The organism is Halomonas halophila (assembly GCF_030406665.1).
Lineage (GTDB): Bacteria > Pseudomonadota > Gammaproteobacteria > Pseudomonadales > Halomonadaceae > Halomonas > Halomonas halophila.
Map to the genome: position 1 here is coordinate 2,443,706 of NZ_CP129121.1, position 15,154 is coordinate 2,458,859.

At 68.5% G+C, this 15,154-nt stretch carries 17 protein-coding genes; all 17 read right to left on the reverse strand.

All coding sequences use genetic code 11. The annotated features are described in order from the left end of the window. Nucleotides 1–2: 2 nt before the first annotated feature. The 17 genes from QWG60_RS11370 to QWG60_RS11450 all read right to left on the reverse strand — a co-directional run bounded on the left by QWG60_RS11370 (nucleotide 3) and on the right by QWG60_RS11450 (nucleotide 15,084). Nucleotides 3–2,357 (reverse strand): phage tail protein, encoded by a 2,355-nt coding sequence (locus QWG60_RS11370; RefSeq protein ID WP_146907310.1) that lies wholly within the window; start codon nucleotides 2,355–2,357, stop codon nucleotides 3–5. After that, the gene (locus QWG60_RS11375; RefSeq protein ID WP_146907308.1) at nucleotides 2,347–2,541 is read right to left on the reverse strand and encodes a thioredoxin domain-containing protein; all 195 of its coding nucleotides are present in this window, start codon (nucleotides 2,539–2,541) and stop codon (nucleotides 2,347–2,349) included. Before QWG60_RS11375 ends, QWG60_RS11370 begins: the two co-directional genes overlap by 11 nt. Beyond that, nucleotides 2,538–2,765: a tail assembly protein gene (locus tag QWG60_RS11380; RefSeq protein ID WP_146907306.1), complete on the reverse strand. Its 228-nt coding sequence runs from the start codon at nucleotides 2,763–2,765 to the stop codon at nucleotides 2,538–2,540. The genes QWG60_RS11375 and QWG60_RS11380 overlap by 4 nt, the downstream gene beginning before the upstream one ends. 12 nt (nucleotides 2,766–2,777) lie before the next feature. Next, nucleotides 2,778–3,623 (reverse strand): phage BR0599 family protein, encoded by an 846-nt coding sequence (locus tag QWG60_RS11385; protein WP_146907304.1) that lies wholly within the window; start codon nucleotides 3,621–3,623, stop codon nucleotides 2,778–2,780. Then, a complete protein-coding gene (locus tag QWG60_RS11390) occupies nucleotides 3,620–5,311 on the reverse strand; it encodes a hypothetical protein (RefSeq protein ID WP_146907302.1) in 1,692 nt (563 codons plus the stop codon). Before QWG60_RS11390 ends, QWG60_RS11385 begins: the two co-directional genes overlap by 4 nt. A 2-nt stretch (nucleotides 5,312–5,313) precedes the next feature. Next, nucleotides 5,314–6,252 carry a hypothetical protein gene (locus tag QWG60_RS11395; protein ID WP_146907300.1) on the reverse strand — a complete coding sequence of 313 codons (939 nt, stop codon included), beginning with the start codon at nucleotides 6,250–6,252 and terminating at the stop codon, nucleotides 5,314–5,316. Nucleotides 6,253–6,260: 8 nt separating this feature from the next. After that, complete coding sequence (locus QWG60_RS11400; RefSeq protein ID WP_146907298.1) at nucleotides 6,261–7,241, reverse strand: hypothetical protein; 981 nt, start codon at nucleotides 7,239–7,241, stop codon at nucleotides 6,261–6,263. Next, nucleotides 7,241–9,598, reverse strand: coding sequence for a tape measure protein (locus QWG60_RS11405; protein WP_146907296.1), 2,358 nt, complete (start codon nucleotides 9,596–9,598; stop codon nucleotides 7,241–7,243). The genes QWG60_RS11400 and QWG60_RS11405 overlap by 1 nt, the downstream gene beginning before the upstream one ends. A 139-nt stretch (nucleotides 9,599–9,737) precedes the next feature. Next, on the reverse strand, nucleotides 9,738–10,211 hold the full coding sequence (locus tag QWG60_RS11410) for a DUF6631 family protein (protein ID WP_146907294.1): 474 nt from the start codon (nucleotides 10,209–10,211) through the stop codon (nucleotides 9,738–9,740). Nucleotides 10,212–10,229: 18 nt separating this feature from the next. Next, entirely contained in the window at nucleotides 10,230–11,009 is a 780-nt protein-coding gene (locus QWG60_RS11415; RefSeq protein WP_146907292.1) for a phage tail tube protein, read from the reverse strand. Between the two features lie 3 nt (nucleotides 11,010–11,012). Beyond that, a complete protein-coding gene (locus QWG60_RS11420; RefSeq protein ID WP_146907290.1) occupies nucleotides 11,013–11,216 on the reverse strand; it encodes a hypothetical protein in 204 nt (67 codons plus the stop codon). Between the two features lie 11 nt (nucleotides 11,217–11,227). Beyond that, nucleotides 11,228–11,677: a phage tail terminator protein gene (locus QWG60_RS11425; RefSeq protein ID WP_146907288.1), complete on the reverse strand. Its 450-nt coding sequence runs from the start codon at nucleotides 11,675–11,677 to the stop codon at nucleotides 11,228–11,230. Further along, nucleotides 11,677–12,087, reverse strand: a complete 411-nt coding sequence (locus tag QWG60_RS11430; RefSeq protein WP_146907286.1) for a gp436 family protein — start codon at nucleotides 12,085–12,087, stop codon at nucleotides 11,677–11,679. Before QWG60_RS11430 ends, QWG60_RS11425 begins: the two co-directional genes overlap by 1 nt. Nucleotides 12,088–12,090: 3 nt before the next feature. After that, a complete protein-coding gene (locus QWG60_RS11435; protein WP_186810037.1) occupies nucleotides 12,091–12,516 on the reverse strand; it encodes a hypothetical protein in 426 nt (141 codons plus the stop codon). A gap of 66 nt (nucleotides 12,517–12,582) precedes the next feature. Continuing rightward, nucleotides 12,583–13,485, reverse strand: a complete 903-nt coding sequence (locus tag QWG60_RS11440) for a Mu-like prophage major head subunit gpT family protein (protein ID WP_146907284.1) — start codon at nucleotides 13,483–13,485, stop codon at nucleotides 12,583–12,585. A gap of 12 nt (nucleotides 13,486–13,497) precedes the next feature. Beyond that, complete coding sequence (locus QWG60_RS11445) at nucleotides 13,498–13,914, reverse strand: hypothetical protein (RefSeq protein ID WP_146907282.1); 417 nt, start codon at nucleotides 13,912–13,914, stop codon at nucleotides 13,498–13,500. A gap of 18 nt (nucleotides 13,915–13,932) precedes the next feature. Then, nucleotides 13,933–15,084: a phage protease gene (locus QWG60_RS11450; RefSeq protein WP_146907279.1), complete on the reverse strand. Its 1,152-nt coding sequence runs from the start codon at nucleotides 15,082–15,084 to the stop codon at nucleotides 13,933–13,935. Between the last annotated feature and the right edge of the window lie 70 nt (nucleotides 15,085–15,154).

Sequence of the window (15,154 nt, forward strand, 5' to 3'; positions counted from 1 at the left end):
GGTCAAGCCTCCGTGGCAGTCACATCGGTAGGGGCGTTGAGGTTGACCGCCGAGGCCGTGAGGTCGGTCACCGACTTCAGGTCCACGGCCAACGCGTTGACGTCGGTCGGCGGGTTGAGCAAACGCACACGGTGGCGAACGGCCTGCCAGCTCGCCAGGCCATCACGGCGTGCGCGGACCTCGGCGAGCAGAAAGACGGTCCCGGCCGGGGGTGGCGTCACGGTCAGGTCGATTTCGTAGCTGGTGGCGGTGCCGACGTCCTCGACGTGGAAGCTGGTCAGGCCCCCCTGGGAGTCCTCGCCCAGCAGTTCCACCTCGAAGGTGGCACCGTCCTCGGGGGTCACATGGCCGTCGTCCCAGGCGTTGACCACCGCCGTCTCGCTGAGCCGGTCGCGACCCGCCCAGGCGAGCATCGCCGGGAACGCCTGCACGGCGTCCGGGTCAGGCCACAGCACGCCGTCGAAGGTGACGTTGGCCGGCCGGTAGGGCCGATGCAGCCGGCCGCTCATGGTCGCGCTGACGTCGGCGGCGTCGGCGATCGCCAGGCGGCCGTTGGTGGTGCGGGTTAGAAGACGAACGGCGGCGGTCTCGCTGAGCGTGCGCTCGATGCCGGTCGAGCTCAGCACGCCGGCGTGCAACCCCCACACTGGCGTGCCGGCGGGCCACTGCTGGGGCACCGTGTCGAGCATGCCGCGCTGCACGGTGTAGCCGCTGCCGTCGACGGTGGTGATCAGGCCCAGCTCGCCGGTCGGGTCGACCGGGCCGATCCACACCAGGGTGCCCTCCACCAGGTGTTCGCCGTGAGCCAGGCTGTCGAGGCTGAGGATGACGGACGCCACTTCGCGGGGCAGCTCGGCCGGCAGCAGCCCATGGGCCGCCGGCTGGGCGCTGCCGCGGCGGGTCCATTGCAGAGTTCCGGTGGTGCCGGGCAGCTGGGTCATGACGTCATAGCCGTGGATGCCAATTGCCGCGTGGGTGCCGAACACCAAGTCGTAGTCCGAAGTGTCGGCCACCGCCTCGGCGGTGGCCTCACCCACCTGCTGCACTAAGGCGAAGTACGGCGCCGAGGTGATGTACTCATCGGTCAGTGGCAGCGGGTCGATGGCCGGATTGACCCAGGCCGAACCGTCGGACTCGACATAGCTCTGCTGGGGCATGCCGAAGACGTCCTCGAGCAGCGACAGCGTGATGGTGCTGTCGCCAGGTTTGCCGTAGTCGACGCCGCTGACACGCATGGGAATCTCATCAAAGCCATAGATCGGCCACTCCAGGACGATGACGTCACCGGGGAGGATCTTCCAGGCCTCACGGTTGACCTCGAGCTCGGCGCTGGCCAGGGCCGAGGAGGCGGCGAGCAGGTCGCGGGTGGCCACCCTCAGCGCCAGATTCGCGGTGCGGATGCCGGGGTAGTCACGTGTCTCGCTGACCATGGTGCCGCCCTGGAGGGCGATGTTGGCGGTGTCGTGGACGGTGACGGTTTCGCGCTTCTCGTTGGCGGGATTGGTCCACTTGACGGTGATCTCGTTGAGGGTCTCGCCCCAGCCCTTGCGATCGAACGCCCGTAGGGTGGCGTTGTGGGGGCCGAACACCGGCAGGGTCTCGACGGCGTAGTCGTCTCGCACCAGCTTGAGGCGGAAGCGCCCGGTGAACGGGTCCAGCGCCAGCGAGGCCTCGATATGGTCGAGAATCGAGCCGATGAACTCCTCGATGCTTTCCTGCCGATGCCAGAGGAGCGCCAGGCCAAAGCCTTCGGACGCCAAGGTAGCGGCGGCATCGATGAACGACGCATCGTCGATATTGGCCGCCGGGCCCGCCATGCCCCAGGTGGTGTTCGTGAGGCACTCGTAGATGATGGCCGCCGGATTGGCGAGTCGCATGCCGTCGACGAGAATCACGGGGTCGAAGGGGCAGCCCTCGGGCGCGCGGCGGATCTTGGCCCAGAGCGCCTTGATGACTGCGGTGTTGGAGCCGATGTTGGCCCCGGCTCGCCCGGAGACGCTGCCGCCGTGGAGGAACAGCGAGACGATACCGCGGTAACCCGGCAGGCGATTGGCGTCGCCCTTGCTGGAGGCGCCGTTACGCTGGAGACTGGCGGCCAGTGCCGAACTAGCCAACTGGCCAGCGCCCCCGAGCATGACGTCGATCGCACCCTGGAAACCGCCCTCAGTCTTCTCGCCGCCGAACAGATCAGGCCGGTCGATCTCTACCGTCTGGTTGGCGGTGATGGTCTGACTCAGCAGGGTCTTCTCGCCATACTTGAGCTCGAGCAGCTCCGCCGGCCCGTGGCATACGCCAAGCTGCTCCGAGACGTAGAACGCCGTGACCGGCATCTGCGGATCACCGCCCTTACTCCCCATCGTTCATCTCCTTGCGCTTGGCATCGACGATCTGGCGGGCCCGCAGGTCGCCGGAGGCGATGAAGGCCTCGGCGTCGATACCTTCTTTCAAGAAGCGCCTGAAATCGAGTCCGTGCTGCTCGAACCAGCGCTTGGCCCCGCGGGCACAGTGGTGGCGCCGGATGTCGTCGATGGTGATCCTCATGCATCCACCTCGTAGTCCTGCTTACTGACGTCGCCGTAGTAAAGGACGTTCGGCGAGGTGACCCACATCTCACCGAACACCACCGGCACCGGCTTGCCGGCCTCGGCGGAGGGCTCGCGCAGGTCCTGGCTCTGACGGCTTGTCGAACGATCGGGCCGCGGTGTCAGCATATAGCTGACGACGCTGAGCACGACGGCGATAGCGAGCTGAATCCAGAAACCCATACGGTGACATCCTCAGTTGTAAATGGCCGTGGTGCCGTGGGGAGATTCGGTGGGGATGTACGGCATCCCCCCGAAGTTGGGGGCGTTGCCGAACACGCCGTCGCAGTCCGTCAGGGTGTGGCGGCAGCCCTTGGCCAGTTCGGCGGCCATGCCCGCCTCGAGCCGGCGAATGCCGCCGGCCAGCGTCAGCGTCGTGGTGCCGAACTGGGTGTCCTGGTCGATGCGCAGGATCGTTCGCCGCTCCACCGGCTGACCCACCGGCGACCAGCTGAACATGCCGCCGCGGTACTGATCGGCGATCAGCCCCGGCACGGTGACGGTGCGGGCGTCGAACGCCGAGACGCTGGTGGCCACGCTGTGCACGACCCGGTTGACGCCGCAGGCGGTGCCGTAGAGCACGTGGGGGCACATGTACTGCCAGTGACGGCGCAGGCCGACCCGGCGCAGCGAGGTCACCGCCGGCTCGCACTTGAGGGTGGTCAGGTAGCCGCTGCGCGCGCCGGACAGCACCCGCCCCACCCAGATCGCCGTGGGGATGGTCAGCGCACTGCCGTCCCAGTGGCCGCGCAGGATCGTTAGGCCGACGACGTCAGACGGCGGGTAGTCGCGGAACAGGCGCGAGATCTCGCAGGCCTCGTCGATCTCGACCTCGAGCTGGGATTCGTCCAGCGAGTTGGAGGCGTTGATCGGGTTGCGATCGAGGCCATCCACCGGCTGATAGATCACGCCGTCGTGGGTGATCGCGAAGCCGGCATCGGTGTAGGCCAGCACGGTGCCGGCACCCGGGCCGTAGGCGAAGCGGTAGAGCTCGATAGGCTCGCCCTGGGCGGCGCTGGCTTCCTGGGTATCGGTGGTCATAGATCCCCCTCCTCGACGTCCTCGAGCACCTGAAACGCCAGGGTGATCTCCGCCACCTCGCTGGTGACCCACTGCACGGTCATCTGATCGCTGCCGAAGCGGCAACGCGGCATCCAGTGTATGGCGACGATCTCGTGGGCCTCGATGTTGCGCGGCCAGGGCGCATCCACCACCAGCACGGGATCCTCGTTGTTGAAGCCGCCAGCGACGACATGGCGATACAGCTGGGTGCCGTCGGTCAGCCGCACGCACACGTTGCGGTAGACTCGCTCAGTGGTCATCCGCGAGGCGTCATCCGGGGTGCGAATAGGTAGCTGGGTGGTGCCGTCGATGAACAATGCCCCCTCGCGGAGCTCGAGGTCGGCGTCCCAGGTGGGCACGAATAGCTCGCCGCGCTGCCCCTTGGCACGCAGGAAAGTGTCGCGCAGCTCGGCGACGTCGGCACGGCTGGCCAGCGTGAAGGTGAACCGCCGGACGTCCTTGGGGGCATCATGGGGCGTGCGGTAGTCGAAGGCGCCGCGGTCGGCGTCCAGCCAATCGAATGCCCAGGCCGGCTGCAGCCCAGGCGACTCCCGCCAGTTGGGGTGGCGGGTCAGCACCTCCAGCCCGCGCCAGATTGTCGTCGCCGCCGGTACCTGGAGTGCCGACGCGATGTGCATCTCGCGGAAGTCGGCGGACAGCTGCCCCACCTGGGCCGTCCGGCGCTGCCCACGGAGCTGGGGTTCGGCGTGGACGATCAGCCCGCGGTAGGCGCGCGTGCCCACAGGGAAGCACTCGGCGACCGGGCTGTTGAGGGTGACGAGATCCCCGTTGAGGGCCTGCACCTCGAGGGCCTGGCTGCGGTCGCCATGGCGCAGCACGATCAGGCCGCCGACCTCGAGATCCTCGATGGGCGCCTGCAGCAGCACCGATTGGCCGCCCGTAGGGACGCCGCTGGTGCCGACCCCGCGCGGCCAGTCGGCCATGGCATAGGTGCGGTTCTGCCAGGTGCTCAGCAGCCGGCGCATTTCCCTGTCGCGATCCCCGTCCGCCAGGATGTCGAAGGCGAACTCCCGACGCGGCCGGTGGCGCAGGGCGATGCGCTGCTCGGTGCCATCGAAGGCGGTCAGCACCTCGGTCTTGAAGCGATAGGTCTCCTTGACTCGCCCTTGCCAGTTGGGGGCCAGGGTCCACTCGATGAGGCGCGTGCCGACGACCGCCCAATGCGGATCACGCTCCTGGGTACTGAACACCAGGTCGTAGCGGGCATCGATCGTCGCCGGCCCCTCCGGCGTCACGGCCAGGGTGAAGACGGTGGATTCCAGCGGCCCGAAGGTAAACGGCAGCCCCGGGCCACTCAGGTTGATGCCGTCCCCGGCGGTGATGTCGAGCTGCTCGAGGGTGCGATCGGCATCGCGGTAGGCGCTCCAGACCTCCACCTCCCGGGATACCGACGAGGTCAGCCGCCCGACATCGACCAGTGCTGGCCGCACATGGATGGTCTCGTAGTAGTCGTCCAGGGTGGCATGCCCGGCGGTAGCGCCGATCGAGGCGCGCGGTTCCAGGGTGACGGGCAGGTTGTCGGTCGGGCCGGCCTGCCCGGGCGCCTCGGCGGCACGCACCTTGGGCACGGCATCCGGCGCCGTGGGGGCCAGCAGGGCCACCCCCAGCCCCAGGAAATCGACGTCCGCCGCGATCACATGCGCCATGGCTACGCCTCCTGGAGCACGGCGATGCCGAGATCCGCGGTACCGAAGTCATCGGTGGCATCGGCCTTGCGGCACAGGGGGAAGATCTTCCAGGTCAGCCCGGCATAGGTGTAGGCCTGCTCGGGGTCGAGATTGGCCACATTGACCATCCGCAGGCCCGGCACATGACCGATCGGCGTCCAGGTGTCGTTGCGCAGCATGTCGGCGAACAGGGTGATCGGTACCAGCGCCGCCTCTCCCGAGAGCGGCATCACACCTGGGTCACGGACGCGCTCGGCATAGTCGTCTCGGTAGCCACCTCCTGCCCGGGGGTGGGTGGCGTCGTAGTCGTGGCCGCCGGAGGTGTAGGTACTGGCGCTAGCGAACAGCGCCCGAGGGCGGTCGCCGTGCACCCCGTCGAGCAACACCCCGCCCGTCTTGCCGAGCTCGTTGTTGATGGCGCCGTAACTGGAGACAAATGAAAACAGCAGCCGGTTACTGGCATTGGTATACGTGGCGGGGGTGCTGGTGGTTCGGTGTGACCAATTGATCGCCGAGCACACCGCACCACCTGCCCAGGTGCCATACTTGGCCAGGTAGCCGACGAAGGCGTGGCGGTAGACCCCAGGCTCGGTCAGCACGGTGATCAGCAGCCAGGGTTCAGTGGTGTTGCCACCGTAGAGCCAGGCCAGCGAGGTGGAGCTGATATGGCTCATGGCCGCCGCGACCTGGTTGGTGGCGTCGTTAGGATCTCGCATATCGATGTAGATCCACTGGCCGTTGTCGGCCGCCCCATAGCCCGCCGCCTCGTAGAGGTCGAACTCGGTGCCGCTAGCGATCGGTGTCAACGTCAGCACACCACCGGAATAGCTGGAGCCCCAGCCGAGTTGGCCAGAGGCGAAGCTGTCGATCTGCGACAGCAGCTCGTCGATGTCGACAGGGGCGAAACTGGTATAGGCCATCGGTCACATCACTCCAGGGCAAGCGCCCAATAGTCGGTGAAGCCGGTACGAAACAGGTTCTGGACGACCAGGTGATCCACCCCGCCGATGGTCAGCAGGTTCTCGGCGGCGTTGCCGAAGCCGGTGCAGTGGAAGACTCCCTCGAAGACCCCGAGAGTGCCCAGCAGACGCGAGCCGGTGGATACCAGGGTCGCCGGGTAGAGCATATGGTCCCCGCCGAACAGGGTGCGCTGGCCATAGACGAAGTCGACATCCTCGCCCGGCGACGCCCAGGGGAATACCCGGTAGCTGTCACGCGAATTGTTGAACATCACCCACTCGCCGGAGGGGCTCAGCACCCTCAGCAAGCCATCGTTTTGCGGATTGCCATCGTACTCCTCGTAGTCGAGGTTCGACTGCTGCGTATCGAAGCGTGAGATGTTGGGCATGCAGAAGTGCGTGTGCCCGGGGTTCTCGTCAGACCAGCGTTTGGCTTGCCGGGAGCAGCCGCTGGAGACCATCGGGTAGGGCCACTCCTGGGGGGTGGCGTAGGGCAGCAGGAAGCCTTGGTAGCAGGCCACAAAGGTGGTGGAAATCTTGACCACCACCACGAAGCGCCTGCCGTTTGCTACGAACCAGTATGGGCTCGTCTGATCGAACAGCGGGATATGCATGCGAGGCGCCGAGTTCACGTGCTCCCATGCGTACTCGGCAGAGGACACTATGCCTTGGGCCCCGGCGAACCAGATACCAAATAGGTCGGAGTCCGGATCGTGCTCCAGGCGCATGCCCACCAGGATGGTGTCGTTGCCGGCCGAGCCCGGGCCCTGCAGCAGGATGTCCGAGCCGGTGGAGCTGCCGGCGGTATCCGAGGTGTACGGTGGCGCGGCACCCCAGGCCCGGGTCCACTCCTGACCCGCGGCGACCAGGTCGGCGTTCGAGGTCAGGAACGTATACAGCTTGTTGTAGAGGTCGACGTGATCCACCGCCGTCCCGATCTCGACTGCCATCAGCCTTTCCTTCCCAATGTGCGGTTGATCTTGCCGGAGTTGCGGCCGATCCAGTTGTAGAGGACCTTCTGCCCGGCGGGCGTAGCGAGCCCGCGGCTGACCATTTCCCCCGGATCGATGGTGTTGATGATGGTGGTGCCCTGGTCAGCGCCGCTGCCCCCGCCCTGGTTGTAGCGGTGGCGGGGATCGTCGGTGGTGAGGACCTCTTCGCCTTTGCGGAAAACGGCCGGGACCTCGTCACGGGCCAGGCCGGCGACGCCGTAGGAGCCGCCGTCGATCACCCCGCCGCCGTGGTAGGTGCCCAGGTTGGCGTAGACCCCGCCACCTCCACCGCCACCACCCGCGACGGCGCCGATGGCGCTGGAGATGAAGCCGCCTACACCGCCGCCGGAAGCGCCTTGCAGGGCGTTGAAGATGGTCTGCTGGATGATCATCTGCGCGATCTGGCGCAGAAAATCCGCCGCGAACTGGGCGAAGGCGTCGCCCAGGCTGTCGATGGCATCCTCGCCGCTGGCCAGGTCGGAGGCGAAGGTGCCGAAGGCGTCGGCGGCGCCGTAAGCGAATTCGTAGTTGATCTGGCGCGCGCTGACCAGGCCCTGATTGACGTCCTCGATACGCTGGCGCACCTGCGCGGCCGCCTCGTCCAGGCTGGCGGCGTACTCGGGGAACTGTTGCTTGAGCTGCTCGATCAGCTGCAGCTGTCGCTCCAGGCTGCGCGTCGGGTCGGCCTGATCGAGGATCCGCTGGAGATCCTCCTGGGCGCGCTGCTGGGCCTCCTGACGGGCTCGCTCGGCCTGGGCACGCTGCTCCTCGGCCTGGGTGAGCGTCTCGACCTCCCGGGCCTGCTGGACGATCGAGGCGGCCAGCGCCTCGCCCTCGGCGCCCAGGCGGTCGACGTCGTCGGCCAGATCGCCGACGGTGAGGCGGTACTCCAGCACCGCGGCCTGGCCCTCGCCGAAGGTGGCGATCTGCTGCTGGAGGCCTTGGTCGAGGTTGAGCAGCGTGGTCAGGGCGCTTTCCATCGCCTTCTGGGCGGCGCTGGTCCCGCTGCCGCCGCCCAGATTGATCGGTGTGTTGGAGGAGCCCTCGCTGTCGTCTTCGGTGGACGCTGAGGATGCTCCCGGCGTATCGACACCCGGGCCACCATCGAACCGAGCCCAGTAGTCGGAGATCTGGCTCTGGAGGCGCTGCATCTCGGAGCGCAGTTCGTCGTCGTCCCAGTACTCGATCAGTCCGGTAGGCCCGAACAGGCGGATCCGCTTGCCCTGACCCACGAGAGAACGGCTCGGGGTATCGAGCAGTTCCTGGATCTCCTGGACGCGGGCATTGAGGCGCGGCAGGTCGTCGGCCGCCACCCCGTTCAGGCGGGCCGCGGCTTCCTCACCCAGCCACTCGGTGAACTGGACGCCGTTGCTGGTGGCCTGGGCCAAATAGCCCGCGAGGTCGGCCACCGCCGTGCCCAGCGTGACCATGCTGCTGGCGAACTGCGGATCGGTGACGATGTCGCGCAGCTCGTCGATGGCGTCGACGAAGCCCTGGGTTTCGCTGGGCCCGAAGGTCTGGATCAGGTCGTTGCGCAGCTGGGTCAGCGCCTGGCCCACGGTGCGCTGCATGTCCTGAAAGTCGCGCTCGATGCCGTCGGCGGTGCTGAGCAGTGCCCGGGTCACGGCCTCGCCGGTCAGGCGGCCCTCTTCGCCCAGCTTGCGCAGCTCGCCGATCGACACGCCCAGGCCGTCGGCCAGCGCACGGGCCAGGCGCGGGCTGTTCTCCAGCACCGAGTTGAGCTCTTCGCCACGCAGCGTGCCCGAGGCGATGCCCTGACTGAGCTGGAGGATGGAGGCCGCGGACTCGGACGCACTGGCGCCGGAGACGATGAACGACTGGTTGATCGCCCGGGTCAGGGTGAGCAGGTCGTCGTTGGAGAGGTTGAGCTCCTCGGTGGCCCGCGCCAGCCGGGCGTAGAGGTTGACCGTCGCCTCGAGGCGCTGGCGGGTGTTGTTGGCCAGCTCGTAGGTGGCCTGTTGCACCTCGTTCAGTTCCTGCTGGCTGTCGGTGACCAGCCGGATCTGGCTCTCCAGGCTGGTGTAGGTATCGGTAGCCCGCACGAACTGGCGCAGCACCAGCCCGGCCCCGACCGCCGCGATGGCGCGGCGCAGGGTGCTGGCGGCATCCGACACGCCCTTGAGGCGCCGCTCGGTGCGGTCGGCTTCACTGCCCAGCCGGCGCATGCTGCGCTGGGAGCGATCGGCGCCCCCGGCCATCTGCTCGAGGTCGCGCTCGACGCCGCCGATCTGCCGCCGAGCCTGCTGGAGGTCGGCGCGCATGCGCAGGGCAAGTTCGAGGTTGCGGTCAGCCATCAGGGCTCCTCACGCAGTTGGCGGATGATCTTGGCGGGCTCGCCGCCCCAGGCCACCGCCGCGGCTTCGATCAGGTCGGATCGGTGAATGTCGCGCTGCCTTTGGCACAGCGCGTAGAAGCGCCGGATCTGGCGCAGGGTCAGCTGTCGGCCGATGTCGTCGGGGCTTCGGCCGTATCCGGCGGTGATGAGGACGGCGAAGACTTCCGCGAGGGGCACAGGTTGGCCACTCCCCGAATCGAGTCGGCCAGCCCTCCCGCGAGAACCAGCCGCCTCATGAAAAAAGCGCCGTTGACCCTCCAGAACACCATGGACAGCGACTGGCCATCGGCATCCGGCAGGCTGCGCACCCAGGCAACGTCCTTGTCGGTGCTCATGGCGATCAGCGCCAGCCAGGCATCGAGGTGGTCGGCCAGCACATGGTCGACGAGCTCCGGGTCGTCTTCGCCCTCGGGGATCTCGCGCAGCGCGGACAGGATCGGCCGCGCCAGGGCGATGGCCCGCAGCCCCTCGGCGAAGCGGAACTCGTGCACGCGGATCTCCTCTCCGCAAATGCACAGCGTCTCGTCGGGGAAGAGGATCTCGGGATCCTGCTCGGCCTGCTGTTCGCTCATGCGTCGCTGCCCTCCTGGTTAGCCGGCGGCGCGGCCGTCGACGTAGACCTGCTCGAAGCCGTCGCGCTTCTGCACCGAGATCGCGAAGGCCATCTCCACCGGGTTGTCGCGGCCCTTAAGGGCCAGCTCACCGTCCGGGGTGAGGCGCACCGCGGGGATGAACACGTCGGAGGCATCACCGTCGGTGTTGTCGGCGAAGAAGCGCAGCTCGCCCTCGCGCGGCGCGTCGTTGTGGCTGGCCACCCGGGAACGGGTCTCCGAGGCCGGGGTATAGTCGACGTGAAGGGTCTCCTCGCTGATGGTGCCGCCCTCGAGGATCTCCAGCAGGCCGATCTCGGCATGCACCACGTAGTCGCTGCCCTCGACGTAGGTGGTGGTATCGGTCTCGTCCTGGACGTCCACCGCCGAGACGTTGCGCACCCCGCCAGGATTGGCTGCCGAGGCGCCCAGCTGATAGAAGCGCCCGGGCTGCACGGCGATGGCCTCGTCGGCCACCGGTGTGCCGTCCTGGGTCACGTCGCTGACGCCGCCGACGATGAACAGCGCCACGTTGTCGGGGCTGATGTCGCGGCCGGTCATGCGGCCCGAGCGGGTCACGCGGATCGGGATGTCGCGAATGCGCTCGGCGATCGCCCCGTCGCTGTCGTCGACGGTAAGGTTCTCGCTGCTGGCGGTGATGGCGAAGCCGGTGGTCTGGGCGAAGTAGCGCAGGCCCTCGTAGTCGCCGCTGCCGTCGGTCTTCTTCGGGTTGAAGTAGACCCGGCCGGCGGGGATGACGATGTTGGCGTCTTTGGCCATGACTTAGCCCTCCGACTTGGCGGCAGCCTTGCCGCCGGTGGCTGGGGTGCTGGCGATATGGCCGCTCTGGGTCAGCCGCTCGATCTGGCGCTCGGTCAGCCGGGGCTTCTCGTCGCCATCCGGCTTGAAACGCTTGCCACCCTGGATCAGCGGCTTGGCAAGCCGGACCTCGCGGCGCTTGGCGGGGGTGGGTGTCTTGGTGCTCACGGTCGTTCTCCTCAGTCCACGGACTGGTTGGTCAGCAGGTCGATGCCCCACTGCAGCGGGAAATAGCCATAGCCCCCTCGAGTGAAGGCCGGCCGCGGCGCGCTCTCGCGCACCATCCGGCCGAGACCCTTGGCGGGCCGCCAACCGCCCAGGGCCTGGATCACCTGGGTGAGCAGCGGCCCGGCGGCCTCACGCACGCCTTCGCCGCTGCGCTGGCCCCGGGCCGAACGCACCGAGACGACGGTCATCCAGCGCTGGCGAATGCGGTGGTAGTCGCCCTGATCGACGGCATCGCCCCCGGGCACCTGGTCGCCGGCGTAGAGCACGATCACCGCCGGGGTGACCTGCCGGTCCTCGACCACACCGGCCAGATCCGGCGCCGACTGGATGGCCACCTCGGGCAGCCGGGCCGTCAGGCGGTCGATGATCGCCTGCTCGGCGGCCAGGTAGTCGCTGATCATCAGAAGCCCCCTCCCGGCATCACCCGGCCGCCGGCCTGGAACTCGACGCTGCCGGCGGTGGGCTCGTCACCGTCGCCGCCGATCCCCAGCAGCACCTCGCCCCGGGCCACCGCGCGCAGGAACTTGATGGCGTCCTCGTAGCGCTTGGTGACCTGCTCGGTGGCGGCATCGTCGTAGAGCCGGTAGCGGGCGATGTCGCAGGCGTAGGCCTGGACGATCCGCGGCACCGGCGAGAGCGGTACCGCATAGCCGCCCGCCGCCACCCGGCCGTCGATCTCGCCGTCGGCATCGGCGATGGCGCGGTCGATCTCGTCGCTGTCGATCACCATGCCGGTCTCGTCCGAGGCGAGGTCGAGCAGCTCGTCCTCGCCGAAGCGGCTCACCAGGTCATCGAGGGTGATGTAGGGCATCGGTTAGGCCTCCGGCTCGCCGTCTTCCTCGGCCGGGAAGGTGCACTCCTCGACCTCCAGGGCGGGGTCGGCATGCAGCGCCTCGAGCTGCTCGTCGGAGAGCGCCGAGAGCGCGATGCCGAGCCCCTCCTGGGTGAAGCGGAAGCCGGCCCGTCGGCGCGAGCCGTAGCGCTTGCGGGTGCGCACGAACACGGCGGGGATCTCGCCGCCCTCCCGGGGCTTCGCGTTCGCTTTGGCCTCCTTCGCCTCGGGGACGGCGCCCTGAGGTTCGCTGGCCTCGCCCCGGCCCGCCTCGGGCGTCTGCAAGCTGTCATCGGCGTTGGGCTGGGTCGCGTCTGCCGGCTTGGCCTGAGCCTGTTCCTCGGCGGCCCGGGGCTTCTCCTGGGCCGCCTTGGAGGTCTTGCGGGTGGTGGTCTTCGCGGTCGCCATGATGGCCTCCTGGTCAGGCCGCCGCCCGGACAGGCGGCGGCGCGGGCTCTCGGTCAGCCGCCCCTATCAGGCGCTGGCCAGCCAGGGGTTGAGGATCAGCTGCGAGGTGTTCTGCCAAGGGTTGGTGGCGCCGGCGGCATCGTTCTGGTTCATGAGGATGACGCGGGCCTCGCCCTCCAGGTGGTTGGGCACCATGGTGTGGGTGTGGCGCAGCCCCAACGGGCGGCCGTGGTCGCCCGTGAGCGTGGTCAAGCGCTGGCGGGCGGCCTTGTAGTTGGCGGCGTTGAACTCCTGGTGGGAACGCACCACCAGCTGCCACAGGCCCGGGCCGGCGTTGACCCGTGCGTCCGTGCCGAACATGAAGTCGTCGGTCATGAAGACGCGATCGCTCATCAGGTCGGTCAGGGCGCGGAAGTCGTAGTCGCGACGGCGCTGGAAGACCATCGGCTTGATGGCCCGCGAGAGGTCCATCACGTACCAGGCCGGGCCGCTGCCGCCCATGTCGTTGGAGACCGAGGTCTCGGCGCCGCTGGCATCGAGCACCGGGTGGTCGGTGTCGAACAGGTTCTGGCCGTCGTAGCACAGCGGGTTGGCCTCCAGCACCTCCACGGCGAGCTCGTTGGGGTGCTCGCGGGAGCTGCGGCCGAACTCCTGGAAGGTCGGGCCGTAGACGCCATAGGTGTCGTCCTCGATGGCATCGCGGGGCACGCCGGCGGTCAACTCGAACTTGCGGTTGCGGATCGAGAAGTCGCTGCTCTCAAGGCCATGGATCACCCGGTCGCCCAGCCACTCGCGCATGCGCGGCAGGGACTTCAGCCAGGGGTAGACCTCCACGGCGGTGGTGCTAGGCACCGTGGTGCAGAACAGCTCATAGAGCGCTCCCTGCTCGCCCAGCGAGTTGAAGCCCTGCTGGAAGTTGGTCTTGTAGGCCTTGTACAGGGCCTGGAGATTGGCGGACGTGAGGTTCATGTCAGGCTCCTATCAGGCGGTGGGATCGATCAGGACCCAGACCCCGTTGTCGTCGACGTCGTCGATGACGCCGGCGGCCGAGCGAGTGCCGGTGCCATCGGTGGCGGCCACGGTCTGGTTGTCGACCAGGTAGCAGGGCGTGCCGATCATGGTGCGATCGATCGGGTCTCCGCCGTCGTTGGCGAAGTGGAAGCAGCCGCGCTCGATCTGGGCGAGCTCGTCACCGTCGGCGCCGCTGGTGTTGTCGACCTGCTCGTAGAACACGCCCAGGGCGGTGAGGCCGGTGGCGGTGCTGGCCGGCGCGGCATAGCCCGCGGCGTTCATCACCGCGATGGCGCCGGCGTAGCACAGGGACCCAGCGGCGACGGGATGGCTGCGCCGAGTGCCGGCGCGGGTCGGGGTGTTGCGGTTCTTGGTAGCGGCGACCATGGTGGCGCTCCTCCTGGTTTACTCGGCGTCGTCGACCGGGTTGGCCTTGCGGTAGTCCTCGGGCGAGATGTCCGTGGCCTTGCACACCGCCAGCTCCTCGTCAGAGAGGCCGTGCGGGCCCTTGCCGCCCTCGCCGTCGCCCTGAGGCGCCTTGCCAGCGGTCTGGGTGCTGCCCTTGAGCGCGGCGATGCTCGGCGCGTCCTCCAGGTGGGCCTTGAGCGCGGCCAACCCCTGGGCCTTCAGCCAGTCGGCGGTGGCCTTGCCGGCGATGCGGCCGTCCTTCATGCCCTCGTCGATCAGGCGCTCCATCTCCTGGTCCTCGCCCACCCTGGCGGCGGAGAGCGCGGCCACGGCCTCGTCATAGACGGCCTTGGGCACGAACTTGGCGGGGTCCGGCTCGGCCCCGGCGGCCGGCTTGGCGTCGGCCTTGGCCTTGAGCGCGGCGACCGCCTCGGCGGGTGTGTCGTCGTCCTTCAGGCTCAGCGCCTTGCGTACGCCGTCGGCCTCGCCGGCCTTGGCCTTCAGCGCCGCGATGGCGCCATCGATCTGCTCGTCGGTGGCGTCGGCCTTGAGGCCCAGCGCCTTGATCAGCTGTTCGCGGTTCACGGTGGAATCCTCGTCTTGCGGTGCGGCGGTGCTGGGCGCCCGGCGCGCGGCCGCCAGCTCGGCGATGCCATCGTCGATGGCGGGGGTGTTGGTCAGGGCGAGATGCAGCAGGTCGTTCACGGCCCCGGTGTTGGGGTCGTAGGGGAAAACGGGGCTGAGGTAGCGGTACTCGCCGGCGGCGATCATCTGCTCGGCACGCTCGGTCCACTGGATACGCCCGTAGAGGCCGTCGTCACGCCACTCGAGCGAGCGCGGATCGACCCAGCCGGACGCCGGCGCCGGCTGGCCGTTCTGGTCGGCCAGCAGGATCTGGTGCTCGTAGTCGATGGCGATATCGGTGGTGCGGGCGGCGGCGCGCTGGATCACGTGGGCCGCCCCGGCGGCGTCCAGGTGCCAGGGGCCCTGGCCCTCCAGGGAGCCGCGCGGGGCATCGAAGGTGCCGCCGGGGATCAGCCGGGTCTTGTCGTCGCCGGTGGTGACGGCCAGGGCACACACCGCCACCGGATGCTCCGGACGGGATGCCGACAGGACGGCCAGGGGTGAGGTGGTGCGAGAAATGATCATGCCCGCAGCTTGGCGGGCATGAGGGTGAGGCTGGATTTAAAGCGTCTTGGTAGTTTCAAAGGCGGGACGC

Bases quoted from the DNA above. Each gene is read 5' to 3' on its own strand.
- QWG60_RS11400 (WP_146907298.1), bottom strand. From the start codon at position 7,241: ATGGCAGTCGAGATCGGGACGGCGGTGGATCACGTCGACCTCTACAAC.
- QWG60_RS11430 (WP_146907286.1), bottom strand. From the start codon at position 12,087: ATGCCCTACATCACCCTCGATGACCTGGTGAGCCGCTTCGGCGAGGAC.
- QWG60_RS11390 (WP_146907302.1), bottom strand. From the start codon at position 5,311: ATGGCGCATGTGATCGCGGCGGACGTCGATTTCCTGGGGCTGGGGGTG.
- QWG60_RS11445 (WP_146907282.1), bottom strand. From the start codon at position 13,914: ATGGTCGCCGCTACCAAGAACCGCAACACCCCGACCCGCGCCGGCACT.
- QWG60_RS11415 (WP_146907292.1), bottom strand. From the start codon at position 11,009: ATGGCCAAAGACGCCAACATCGTCATCCCCGCCGGCCGGGTCTACTTC.
- QWG60_RS11385 (WP_146907304.1), bottom strand. From the start codon at position 3,623: ATGACCACCGATACCCAGGAAGCCAGCGCCGCCCAGGGCGAGCCTATC.
- QWG60_RS11380 (WP_146907306.1), bottom strand. From the start codon at position 2,765: ATGGGTTTCTGGATTCAGCTCGCTATCGCCGTCGTGCTCAGCGTCGTC.
- QWG60_RS11440 (WP_146907284.1), bottom strand. From the start codon at position 13,485: ATGAACCTCACGTCCGCCAATCTCCAGGCCCTGTACAAGGCCTACAAG.
- QWG60_RS11405 (WP_146907296.1), bottom strand. From the start codon at position 9,598: ATGGCTGACCGCAACCTCGAACTTGCCCTGCGCATGCGCGCCGACCTC.
- QWG60_RS11450 (WP_146907279.1), bottom strand. From the start codon at position 15,084: ATGATCATTTCTCGCACCACCTCACCCCTGGCCGTCCTGTCGGCATCC.
- QWG60_RS11375 (WP_146907308.1), bottom strand. From the start codon at position 2,541: ATGAGGATCACCATCGACGACATCCGGCGCCACCACTGTGCCCGCGGG.
- QWG60_RS11370 (WP_146907310.1), bottom strand. From the start codon at position 2,357: ATGGGGAGTAAGGGCGGTGATCCGCAGATGCCGGTCACGGCGTTCTAC.
- QWG60_RS11425 (WP_146907288.1), bottom strand. From the start codon at position 11,677: ATGATCAGCGACTACCTGGCCGCCGAGCAGGCGATCATCGACCGCCTG.
- QWG60_RS11395 (WP_146907300.1), bottom strand. From the start codon at position 6,252: ATGGCCTATACCAGTTTCGCCCCTGTCGACATCGACGAGCTGCTGTCG.
- QWG60_RS11435 (WP_186810037.1), bottom strand. From the start codon at position 12,516: ATGGCGACCGCGAAGACCACCACCCGCAAGACCTCCAAGGCGGCCCAG.
- QWG60_RS11410 (WP_146907294.1), bottom strand. From the start codon at position 10,211: ATGAGCGAACAGCAGGCCGAGCAGGATCCCGAGATCCTCTTCCCCGAC.